The organism is Nostoc sp. ChiQUE01b (assembly GCF_034531255.1).
Classification (GTDB): Bacteria; Cyanobacteriota; Cyanobacteriia; order Cyanobacteriales; family Nostocaceae; genus Nostoc.
In genome coordinates this window covers 1-9111 of sequence record NZ_JAVRBM010000152.1, presented here as the reverse complement: position 1 = coordinate 9111, position 9111 = coordinate 1, and the positions used below count along the sequence as shown (strand labels likewise).

Annotated in this window: 18 protein-coding genes; 13 read left to right on the top strand and 5 right to left on the bottom strand. The window is 40.3% G+C overall.

Annotated elements, in window-relative coordinates; genetic code table 11:
• The first annotated feature begins 7 nt into the window (after positions 1 to 7).
• The 11 genes from RMY63_RS40505 (at position 8) to RMY63_RS40455 (ending at position 5311) form a co-directional block, all read left to right on the top strand.
• The gene (locus RMY63_RS40505; protein WP_322734068.1) at positions 8 to 202 is read left to right on the top strand and encodes a DUF2997 domain-containing protein; all 195 of its coding nucleotides are present in this window, start codon (positions 8 to 10) and stop codon (positions 200 to 202) included.
• Positions 203 to 245: 43 nt separating this feature from the next.
• Complete coding sequence (locus RMY63_RS40500) at positions 246 to 503, top strand: hypothetical protein (protein ID WP_190902086.1); 258 nt, start codon at positions 246 to 248, stop codon at positions 501 to 503.
• Positions 500 to 2122 carry an AAA family ATPase gene (locus RMY63_RS40495; RefSeq protein ID WP_322734067.1) on the top strand — a complete coding sequence of 541 codons (1623 nt, stop codon included), beginning with the start codon at positions 500 to 502 and terminating at the stop codon, positions 2120 to 2122. The genes RMY63_RS40500 and RMY63_RS40495 overlap by 4 nt, the downstream gene beginning before the upstream one ends.
• A gap of 93 nt (positions 2123 to 2215) precedes the next feature.
• Positions 2216 to 2566 (top strand): hypothetical protein, encoded by a 351-nt coding sequence (locus RMY63_RS40490; RefSeq protein ID WP_322734066.1) that lies wholly within the window; start codon positions 2216 to 2218, stop codon positions 2564 to 2566.
• A 200-nt stretch (positions 2567 to 2766) separates the two neighbouring features.
• Positions 2767 to 3327 carry a WGR domain-containing protein gene (locus RMY63_RS40485; protein WP_322734065.1) on the top strand — a complete coding sequence of 187 codons (561 nt, stop codon included), beginning with the start codon at positions 2767 to 2769 and terminating at the stop codon, positions 3325 to 3327.
• 71 nt (positions 3328 to 3398) lie between these two features.
• Positions 3399 to 3668 (top strand): hypothetical protein, encoded by a 270-nt coding sequence (locus RMY63_RS40480; RefSeq protein ID WP_322734064.1) that lies wholly within the window; start codon positions 3399 to 3401, stop codon positions 3666 to 3668.
• A 112-nt stretch (positions 3669 to 3780) separates the two neighbouring features.
• Positions 3781 to 3978 carry a hypothetical protein gene (locus tag RMY63_RS40475; protein ID WP_194145115.1) on the top strand — a complete coding sequence of 66 codons (198 nt, stop codon included), beginning with the start codon at positions 3781 to 3783 and terminating at the stop codon, positions 3976 to 3978.
• On the top strand, positions 3975 to 4190 hold the full coding sequence (locus RMY63_RS40470; protein WP_322734063.1) for a hypothetical protein: 216 nt from the start codon (positions 3975 to 3977) through the stop codon (positions 4188 to 4190). The genes RMY63_RS40475 and RMY63_RS40470 overlap by 4 nt, the downstream gene beginning before the upstream one ends.
• 15 nt (positions 4191 to 4205) lie before the next feature.
• Complete coding sequence (locus RMY63_RS40465) at positions 4206 to 4553, top strand: hypothetical protein (RefSeq protein WP_322734062.1); 348 nt, start codon at positions 4206 to 4208, stop codon at positions 4551 to 4553.
• A gap of 11 nt (positions 4554 to 4564) precedes the next feature.
• Positions 4565 to 4780, top strand: a complete 216-nt coding sequence (locus RMY63_RS40460) for a hypothetical protein (RefSeq protein ID WP_322734061.1) — start codon at positions 4565 to 4567, stop codon at positions 4778 to 4780.
• A 255-nt stretch (positions 4781 to 5035) separates the two neighbouring features.
• A complete protein-coding gene (locus RMY63_RS40455; protein WP_322734060.1) occupies positions 5036 to 5311 on the top strand; it encodes a hypothetical protein in 276 nt (91 codons plus the stop codon).
• 3 nt (positions 5312 to 5314) lie between these two features.
• Here RMY63_RS40455 and RMY63_RS40450 read toward each other — a convergent pair whose 3' ends face one another.
• Positions 5315 to 5728 carry a hypothetical protein gene (locus tag RMY63_RS40450; RefSeq protein WP_322734059.1) on the bottom strand — a complete coding sequence of 138 codons (414 nt, stop codon included), beginning with the start codon at positions 5726 to 5728 and terminating at the stop codon, positions 5315 to 5317.
• Between the two features lie 38 nt (positions 5729 to 5766).
• Here RMY63_RS40450 and RMY63_RS40445 point away from each other — a divergent pair, with 38 nt between their 5' ends.
• A complete protein-coding gene (locus RMY63_RS40445; RefSeq protein ID WP_322734058.1) occupies positions 5767 to 5979 on the top strand; it encodes a hypothetical protein in 213 nt (70 codons plus the stop codon).
• 100 nt (positions 5980 to 6079) lie between these two features.
• Here the strand turns inward: RMY63_RS40445 and RMY63_RS40440 are convergent, their stop codons facing one another.
• The 4 genes from RMY63_RS40440 to RMY63_RS40425 all read right to left on the bottom strand — a co-directional run bounded on the left by RMY63_RS40440 (position 6080) and on the right by RMY63_RS40425 (position 7775).
• Positions 6080 to 6553, bottom strand: a complete 474-nt coding sequence (locus tag RMY63_RS40440) for a hypothetical protein (RefSeq protein ID WP_322734057.1) — start codon at positions 6551 to 6553, stop codon at positions 6080 to 6082.
• Between the two features lie 14 nt (positions 6554 to 6567).
• Positions 6568 to 7122, bottom strand: a complete 555-nt coding sequence (locus tag RMY63_RS40435) for a GNAT family N-acetyltransferase (protein WP_322734056.1) — start codon at positions 7120 to 7122, stop codon at positions 6568 to 6570.
• Between the two features lie 39 nt (positions 7123 to 7161).
• Positions 7162 to 7431, bottom strand: a complete 270-nt coding sequence (locus tag RMY63_RS40430; RefSeq protein ID WP_322734055.1) for a hypothetical protein — start codon at positions 7429 to 7431, stop codon at positions 7162 to 7164.
• 146 nt (positions 7432 to 7577) lie between these two features.
• Entirely contained in the window at positions 7578 to 7775 is a 198-nt protein-coding gene (locus RMY63_RS40425) for a hypothetical protein (RefSeq protein WP_322734054.1), read from the bottom strand.
• A gap of 762 nt (positions 7776 to 8537) precedes the next feature.
• Here RMY63_RS40425 and RMY63_RS40420 point away from each other — a divergent pair.
• On the top strand, positions 8538 to 9011 hold the full coding sequence (locus tag RMY63_RS40420) for a hypothetical protein (RefSeq protein WP_322734053.1): 474 nt from the start codon (positions 8538 to 8540) through the stop codon (positions 9009 to 9011).
• Positions 9012 to 9111: the final 100 nt, after the last annotated feature.

Sequence of the window (9111 nt, the reverse complement as noted above, 5' to 3'; positions counted from 1 at the left end):
TGCTCATATTTCTTCTTTAACTATCTTTATCATTTTTTTAGTGAAATGGTATGAGGGGTTCGAGGGGCTGAGTTGTTTATCGGCTACGCAACCGTTTGAAGAGGCACTTGGGGTTGTGGAGGGTGATCGCATTTACAAGGACGAAGCCCAAACCCAACAACTTCGGACTACGAACAGTAATCAAACACGTTTGCGTCAGTAATCAACACGGGGGAATCAACTTTCTTCCCCCCTCAAAAACAATCATGAACGAATTAGCTAAAGAATACCCATTTGTTCACGTTTATGCCCAGCAAAAACCAAGACAACCCGTGATCATCAAAGCTAGTACAGAGGGTTTGTGCGTACTTTTGAATGCAATAGTAACAGCGATTGCCTACCAAGAGAACAACGGTATAGCAGAAGTTTTTGACGGCGATGCCGAAGCCTATGAGGTGATCGTAAAAGTCGTAAATACACACGACGAATTATCTCCAGTTCCTTATCAAATTGAAAAACAATGAAACTTTCAAATCTGCTTTCCACACTCGATTCACAAATACCCATAGCTGCGGTTGATGTTCTGTCACCCGATGAAGCGACGATTATTCAGTGGTTGACTACAGAGGCATCGAGCAAGCTATCAAGTCCAGTATTCTTCTGGAATCTGGGTGTGTCCAGTCTCGAACAATGCCTGATTGCGTCGGATGGTGGTTTGGTGTTTAAGCCAGTTGCAGAGTACAAAAGACCACCACAGGCTGATCCACTACTATTCGTATTCGACTACATTGCTAACTTTAGTGCTGATGGAATCTTTATCTTAGGTGACATTCACTCGTTTATTGGTAAAAATTCGCCTTCGTTATCTTGGGAGGTTGTTAGCAAGGTAAAAAATCTCTACCATCGTCTCAAACCGACTGATAAACGCATTGTGCTGCTGGGTCAAAACATTCAATTACACGAGTCACTTGTACGCTTAATCCCTTATTGTGAAATTCCTCTACCGGGAGTTGAGCAAATACTACTTCATATCAATTCTTATTTGCATGATCTACAACAGTCAGCTATTGAACAGGAATTGACTTTCACTATTTCCCTTAATAAAAGTGAAATTGAATCTCTTTCTCGTGCTGCTCTGGGATTAACACTGGAGGAGATTAGCGACTTCCTGCGGTTAACTGTCAAACACAACCTAACATCAGATGGGATTTTAATTGATAGTAATTTCATACCCCAAGCAGTTGAGTATAAAACTCGGCTGTTGTCTCAAATGGGTATTGAATTGGGCAAGCCTGCTAGCATCTCTTTTGGAGGATTGGATTTGTTGCGTGAGTGGCTCAATCGGCGGCGGCGGCTATTCACACAAGATGCGCGTGAGCTACACCTACCTCAACCAAAAGGTGTGTTGCTGGCTGGCCCACCCGGTACTGGGAAAACTTTATTAGCCAAGAATATTGCTAACATTCTCAATTTACCACTACTCCAACTAGACATTGCGTCCCTCTTGGGCAGTCTGGTCGGTGAGTCTGAGGGAAATGTTAGACGGGCTTTGAAAACAGCAGAAGCGATCGCACCCTGCATCCTGTGGATTGACGAAATAGAAAAAGCTCTTTCGGGGACTGGTGACACTAGCGGAGTCTCACAGAGGATTCTGGGCAATATCCTTACATTCATGTCGGAATCAACCAGTGGCGTGTTTGTCGTGGCAACTTGTAATGACCCATCTGCGCTGCCAAGTGAACTAAAGAGGAAGGGAAGATTTGATGAAAATTTTTTTGTTGATCTGCCTACAGAACCAGAACGGATACAGATTTTGGGGATTCATTTAGAGCGATTTGGTATTCACCTGGAATCGGAGTATTTGGAGGCGATCGCAGCTTCGACCGCGAAATTCTCCGGCGCAGAATTGGAAACCCTTGCTTCGGAAGCTGCTCTGCTGGCATTCGATGAGGATAGACCGCAGCAGGTAACACTTGCTGACCTCGAAGCCTGTCGTCAAACGATTACCCCGTTTGCAATTCAGGATGCGGCGGCGGTTTCTCGGATGAGGGAATGGGCATCAACTGCACGACAGGCTAGTAGTCCTGTGGTTGCAGCGAAAACTCAGTCTCTCAGAACTGCCAAATACAGAAACATGAACTGATATTAATTGCGGTTGCTCCCTATCTTATGGGGGCAATCACACTTTTTTTATAAATTAACACCAGCTTCTTAATAATTAGATAGACCAAAGAAAATGGCAACAGACTTAGTTACTTATTACGGACAAACAGACTTAATCAACCAGTTCGTTGATAACTACGGCGCACACTTAGAGAAGTTAGATAGAGAAACCAAACTTTTATTACGAGTAACTCTGTCTAGATACATTGTTATGCAACAAGAGTACACCCCAACTGAATATCCAGTTTCTACAGCCCTTGAAGATGCTTTATGTGAGCTAGTAATTCCTGATTCTATTCCCCAAGATTTGTATGATGTCTGCTCTGTTTTAAATGGACTAACAACTCTAGAAGCGGAAATAGTACTTGAAGCTTTACAGCATCAAATTAGATGGGGCAATGCCCAAGTAAAAAGAAGTGTTTGAAAATCAAACACCAATTCACTAATCAAATGAATTAGACCTGAGAAGGAAATGAGTCAATATCTAAGTTTCGAGAACTTCAAAAATTGTTTGTTAAACAAAGATGTTCCACCACCTGCTAAACCCAAAGAAGAGAGCTTTGAAACCTTTAAGAACAGGATTTTAGGTATATCTAATCCACAGCCAACGGAGAAATAATCAACATGGAAATCTATTTAGTGTATGTTGATGCTATCCAGAACAGCAATAAATTCTGGGCGGCCATTGTCGAAGATGGTAATTTAACAGTGCAGTGGGGCAGAGTCGGTTATCAAGGACAGACTAAAATCCACACATTAGGTAATTATCAAAGAGCCGTTAGCAAATTCAACAATCTAGTAGCCGAAAAGATGATGAAAGGCTACAGAAGAAGTCAGTCACAAATCGACAGTAATTGTGAAGTTTCTGAAATCAAAAGAGCGATTGAATTACTAGGGATTATTCGTCCTTATGTAGAGCAGAGAAATTTTTCAGTTGCTTATATCAATGCCCTAAATCAATATCTAAAGATTGTTCCAACACCTTTGGGTATGCAAATTGAACCATACAGGGTATATCGCTCAGTAGAAGATGTTGATTATCAAATGGGATTGCTTAATTCTTTGTTAGCCACACCTGCACCACAAGTTGCTGCGGTGGCTGTTGGCCATGTCCCTGAAACAACAACAGAAACGGCAGATGTCAGTCTCAAGACTATCAGTAAGAACTTCTGGCGACATTTGTAATTTGAGAAGCGTCACTTTCTAAGAGATGCTAAAAAGCTACACTTCATTTTGAAATATTGTTTGGTTAAATTATGGAAATCAAGACTATTGCTGTAACTTACACACGTAAGTTCAATTTAGGTGACTATGAATCTTTAGAGTTAAGTTGCTCCTTATGGGGACAAATTGACCCAGCAGAAGAAGATGCACAAGGGACGACACAATTTCTATTTCAACAAGCAAAAGATTCTGTTAAGGAAGCTGCAATCCCAGTAATTAAAGCTTCCACACATCAAATGAATAAAGCCAAAATGTACAAGCACTCTGCAACAAATCAATTTGACAATCTTGATAATTTCTAATAACTGAAATTCACCTTTAAATTCAAAAATACTTTAGTCAAGCAGTATTAATGCTTGACTATTTTTTTCTGCCATCGCTTTGCTTCCTACAAACCACAACAGGAAAGACATCATGCCTAAAAAAACTAACCCAGTCCCAAAAGACCATTCCCAGTTATGTCTTCAGTACCTCCGCCGTTGCGGTGGCAGCGCTCGATTATCTGCCATCAGCTTTAGTCTCTGTGTCATACAAACATTAGTTAATCGCAAGCTGGTAAAAGTGACAAATACAGGTGCAGGATTTTTTGTGGAGTTGGATGAAGCGAAATGAAAATACAAGTCGAGCAGCTAACTGCTAACGAATTTTTGTGGGCTAAAGAGTGGATAAAAGAGTGTTTGCCTTGGCGCGATTTATCCTGCCCCGAAGAAGTTGAAGAACTCACAGAACAAAAAATAATTTCCGGCATCAAAATCCACTATAGCGGAGGAATAAAACAGTTCAAGTTGTCTGTAGAGGATCATATTTTTCCTAGTAATTCATGAGAATAAGTGAAACCGATGGCTAATCACAAACAAATTGCTCGTTCAAGTATGCAAGAGCAAAAAGTCCGATTAGTTAAAAATCATCGGACAAGAAGACGATTCAACTCCAAAGTATTCATAGATCGCACCATAGAAACCACTGCAATTGTCTCTCTGCTAATTACTGGATTTTCTGGAGTTGGGGCAATGGGGTGTTGGGGGCTGGAGATTATCGACATAAATGCTAACCCCAACATCATCATCATCTCCGGGTGGCAGCAGCAGAAAAGTATTTGCTTGGGTGCAATGTTGGTCAGTTTTTCTGCCTTCTTAGGCTGTTCATTAGTCGGAGCAAGTTTCAGTATTCACCGGGATAAATTTTAGGGAGAGAAACAATGATGAAAGAGTACAAAACCAAACATGGCGGCTACAAAATTGAGAGTACCGAATTATCAGATGGTGCTGTGGATGTTCATGTTGGGAAGCAGGGCTTTTTAAAAACAACTTGGGCATCACCTTCAACTCAAACTTTTGACAATCATACGCAAGCTGTTCGCCATGCCAAAAATGCTATTGATAACGGCGAAATTAATTCAGTTTTTCAACGTTAAAACACACCAATGGAAATTAAGCTAACTACTTCAGAAAATCAAGCCGTATTGCAAGGTTGTCAATATACATTGCGGCTTATTAGCAGTAGTCAAGATTATCGCAATATCGAATCCTCCTAATACTTTTCTACATTGAATGACGTGGTTTTAAACGATGCTTTCAATATTTTGGGGGAAGTCTTGAATGCAATCGATGATATGAAGCAGATGACTCAACAGTAAACAGAAAGAATCTAAATTTAGAAGGGTAAGAAAATGACGTTAACTCTGAATAATCGCTCTCAAAACAAAGAATCGTCCTTGACGCAAGCATTACGGCAGATACAACAGCTAAACTCCAAGATTCAAGAGTTAGAGCAGCAGCATCAAGATTATGTGCAGAAGCAACAGAATTTGATTGCAGCCATCGCTGAAATCTGTGTTTCTCCAATGCAGGAAATACAGGCGCTGCGGATTCTGATTTATCGGGGAGAAGCAGCTTGTCGGCAGTATCTGCGTTCGGTGCTAGTCAAACAGAGAAAGAATTCATAGAGGTCAAGCACTCATTGATTCCGGTTCTGTACGTGATATTTCCAAAACTCGACGTAACCAATATGAAGTTTCAAGAGAAGCAGATTGCTTTTGTTCGGCATCCGACCAAATATTATCCCAGTGGAATAGCCATCGAGTCAACATCCGACCTAAGTCAACTAACTCACAGGCTCGGTCAATGTCGTCTGCTTTTACCATGTCGGGTACAGTCCACTCAAGAAAGTACCGACTTTCTTTTACCAAAGGCAGCATCAATTCCTGCGACAAGTCTTGAGTCCACAAAGACTGAATTTGCTCAAGGTGTGCAGCTAGATGATGTAAACGGGTAGTCACATCATCTTGGATAAAAATTTTTTGTCTCGGTGTCAATTCGATCATAAATTGCCCAGTGGCACGATTATCTAATAGCAAAATCATACAACCTAAAACCTCTCGCAAGGAAAGGCATTCTAGTTATGAAACGGAATCAAGCACAAGTAATTGTTGTAAGTCTCACTGGCACATTAGCGTCCATATCTATCGGGTATCTAAGAGTGCAATTTTTTGGCAAGAATGCAATGTACATGATTGCGATAGGAATGTTTGGGCTGGGTACTAGGGGAGCTATTGGTCAGGTTTTGATAGAGAAAAGGCAGCAGCGAGTAGTACAAACACAGTTAAAACAATAATAGGAGCAATCGCATGGAGACTTCAAAAGTTGTCATATCATCTTGTACAAAACTTTGTTCTTCACAAACAAGATCATTAATTTTCTTTTGACAATATAACTTATGCTGAAATCTTTTCACTAACAGCTTGATGTATAATTTCTTTCTTTAACGAATCTGCTGCAACTGCTGCAATGGTTTCCCAATCTTCTTGTTTTAACAACACCCCAAGCAGTTCGCGCAGTATTTCTCGATTAGAAATGAATTCTTCACCATAAAGCTGATCATTTTCCAGAGTAGTAAGTATATATTCTCTTACCTCTGGTGTCGGTAATCTAAACTTTTCAAGTATCCTTTCTTTTGCAGCAATAACTGCAATTTTCGTAGCTGTGCCTAAATTCCAATTATTCAGTAGCAACCGCACTTCTCTATTTAGAGAAATACGCAATGTTGTGAAACGTCCCAAAAGTTCTAGATTGCCCATTAATCCTGCAAATGCTGACCCCCAATCCAATCCAGCCCCAATGTTGCCGCCAACTTTATCCTCAGCTTCAACACTTTTTCTTAAAGATTCTTCATCAAATAATTGACTCATTTAGCTTTACTACCTCATACAGGAGAACGAAAAACTCCATACTCAAAGTAAACTAGATCGTCATAATCTTCATCTTCTCCCACATCAATCATGCCTTGGTTATCATAAAATTCTTCTACTCCCGGTAGTGAATGTAACCCTACTCTGCCCTCATAACCTAGCTCTAAACTGCGAGTTCTGGCAAACGCCAAAAATGCAGTTCCAACACCTTTTAATTTTGGCGGACTTTGGATATATGTCCGATTCCAAGGTGCAGTAGCTATACCGTCAATATATACCAAGCGTTTACCCTCTACCAAGCGAGAACCGTGCATTTGGGTTTCAATCAGCATTAATCCTTGAGTTTCATCTTCGTATTCAATCGCAAAGCCTTCACGGTTTGCTTGTCTATTAATGACAAACTCCAGTTTAAACTCCCAGTCCCAAAACTTATCTGATTGCCCATGCAATTTTAATTGTTCTTTCCAATTGTTGACATAATCATCGGTGTGCTTTTGCGCTAGCTCTACTAAATTTCCTTCTACAATCGTGTTATCTTGACCGCGAATTAGTTTTACTAAAAGAAGCATTGCACCAAAATTACCCATGAACCAATTTTATCAATCCGATCAATCAGCATTATGCTCTGTTTCTTGCAACCAACTTAAAATAGTCAGCGCTAACTCCCAGGATTCGCGCCGCTCCCAATTAGGTAAGTGATTCAGTACTTGTGCAAGGAATATTGCTGGGTTTTCCAATTCTCCGCCACGAGCCGCAACACCATCCCTAACGAGCGCCCCCAAAGTGGCAGCTTGATTCCCTTTATAGTCAGGCTGTCTCTTAATTTCCTCAATAATCCAGTCAGGAACTGTTATGGTTTTAAATCCTGGTTTCGGCATATTCGGCAGAGCAATTAGTTTTCTGATGGTACGGTAGTTTACGTCATAGATGCAAATTTTAGTATGGTACGGTATGGTAATAAAATAGAGTCAGGAGTCAGGAGTCAGGAGTCAGGAGTCAGGAGTCAGGAGTTAGAAGTTAGGAGTTAGGAACCAGAATTAAAAAGGGAGAATTCAGACCCACAACTAGGAAAGTTGACCACTAAATATGCTTTCTTTAATGTGGGTGAAAAATGAGCTTTTCCGGTCGGAGTAAACGAATTGTATCCTGACTCTTGATTGCTGAATTCTGTTTCAATAAATTTATTAAGCGATCGCAGTCTTAACGCGATGCGATCGCTCATGCTGAAGCACTACCCCCAACAAACCTTGGAGGATTTATAGATGTTACCAAAAACGCGCATTCCAGATATATCTCCATTAACTTTTTGTAGACAAATTAAATCTGCTTATACTGGAATGTCTCTGGAGTCAGTAGAATGCCTTGAAAGCGAACGCGGAATTTTCAAAGAGTACTGTTCAATTCTTTCAAGAGAACTGGATGTACCGTTCAAAACAGTGCAGATCAAATGGGGCCCCGGAATCAAATTTCCTCAGATGCCTGAGAGAACACGAAATATGCTTAAGTTCGTTTTAATAGCTCGGCTCTATGAACTTAAACGTAATCTTGTTGCTTAATTGTCGAAACAGGAGTCAGGAGTCAGAAAAAAGTAAGTTGGGTCTTTTAACCAAGGAACAGATGAATAACCGATATTCTAGCAACCCACAAAGTAAGAAAAATTGGTGGTAACAAAACAAGGTGGAAGTATGGTCAACAACAAAAGTGTAGGTCTGAATCCACCTCTGATACCATTCGGATTACTGAATTTTGACTCCTAACTCCTATTTATTAACTATTAGTTAATCAAGTAATGACCCGCCCAACAAAAGCGGGTATTTTTATATGTATGAAGCGACAAGCCATGAGAATCTGTCGCCAAAATTAACCAAAATTTTACCGCATCAAAGGGGTTTGGGGTTTATGACCAATAAAATTCTCATCATTAAATCCAATTAGAGGTTCTCACGGCGAGTCCTATCCCTGATTGAACAAGGGATAGAAGCGATTGAGAAAAAAAATCTCGTTTGTCGCAAAAGAGGAGGAAATGGCATCTAAATTGAGATTGGAGTACCAGAGATCGCTTGGCAAAAAGGTATGTGACCGGACTTGGCAAAGAGTTAAAAAGCGCTTGAACATCAAAGATGAAAACGATATCTCTTGTATGTCGCAAGTCAAGGCTTACGGGGAATTGAGGAAACGCAATCCTTATAAAGCTATTAGAATCGCTGATGTAAATCGTTATCGTTTCTTTCTGGATAATCTTCCGAAGTTGGTTTGTAAAGGCGATGAGTTACGACTTGCCCTCCAGAGATTAAAGCCACATCCTTCTGTAGCCACTATTTACCGTTGGGGGCAGGAAATAAAATGCCCTTTTAGTGTTGATAGAATTTACACAAGTTATGAAATTCAAAAATGGATTGTAAAATTAGTTTCTCAAACGAAATTTACGTTTCCTGAAAATAAAAACATTCGTAGCTAGGAGTCAATGATGGAAGTTTTACGTTCTTTGTTACAAGGTAATGACATTACGCGAATTTCTCACAAACAATAAAAAATCAATTTATATGGACTGATGTTAG

Bases quoted from the DNA above. Each gene is read 5' to 3' on its own strand.
- RMY63_RS40445 (WP_322734058.1), top strand. From the start codon at position 5,767: ATGAAACGGAATCAAGCACAAGTAATTGTTGTAAGTCTCACTGGCACA.
- RMY63_RS40425 (WP_322734054.1), bottom strand. From the start codon at position 7,775: ATGAGCGATCGCATCGCGTTAAGACTGCGATCGCTTAATAAATTTATT.
- RMY63_RS40485 (WP_322734065.1), top strand. From the start codon at position 2,767: ATGGAAATCTATTTAGTGTATGTTGATGCTATCCAGAACAGCAATAAA.
- RMY63_RS40440 (WP_322734057.1), bottom strand. From the start codon at position 6,553: ATGAGTCAATTATTTGATGAAGAATCTTTAAGAAAAAGTGTTGAAGCT.
- RMY63_RS40480 (WP_322734064.1), top strand. From the start codon at position 3,399: ATGGAAATCAAGACTATTGCTGTAACTTACACACGTAAGTTCAATTTA.
- RMY63_RS40475 (WP_194145115.1), top strand. From the start codon at position 3,781: ATGCCTAAAAAAACTAACCCAGTCCCAAAAGACCATTCCCAGTTATGT.
- RMY63_RS40465 (WP_322734062.1), top strand. From the start codon at position 4,206: ATGGCTAATCACAAACAAATTGCTCGTTCAAGTATGCAAGAGCAAAAA.
- RMY63_RS40470 (WP_322734063.1), top strand. From the start codon at position 3,975: ATGAAAATACAAGTCGAGCAGCTAACTGCTAACGAATTTTTGTGGGCT.
- RMY63_RS40430 (WP_322734055.1), bottom strand. From the start codon at position 7,431: ATGCCGAAACCAGGATTTAAAACCATAACAGTTCCTGACTGGATTATT.
- RMY63_RS40435 (WP_322734056.1), bottom strand. From the start codon at position 7,122: ATGCTTCTTTTAGTAAAACTAATTCGCGGTCAAGATAACACGATTGTA.
- RMY63_RS40460 (WP_322734061.1), top strand. From the start codon at position 4,565: ATGATGAAAGAGTACAAAACCAAACATGGCGGCTACAAAATTGAGAGT.
- RMY63_RS40450 (WP_322734059.1), bottom strand. From the start codon at position 5,728: ATGATTTTGCTATTAGATAATCGTGCCACTGGGCAATTTATGATCGAA.
- RMY63_RS40495 (WP_322734067.1), top strand. From the start codon at position 500: ATGAAACTTTCAAATCTGCTTTCCACACTCGATTCACAAATACCCATA.
- RMY63_RS40500 (WP_190902086.1), top strand. From the start codon at position 246: ATGAACGAATTAGCTAAAGAATACCCATTTGTTCACGTTTATGCCCAG.
- RMY63_RS40455 (WP_322734060.1), top strand. From the start codon at position 5,036: ATGACGTTAACTCTGAATAATCGCTCTCAAAACAAAGAATCGTCCTTG.
- RMY63_RS40490 (WP_322734066.1), top strand. From the start codon at position 2,216: ATGGCAACAGACTTAGTTACTTATTACGGACAAACAGACTTAATCAAC.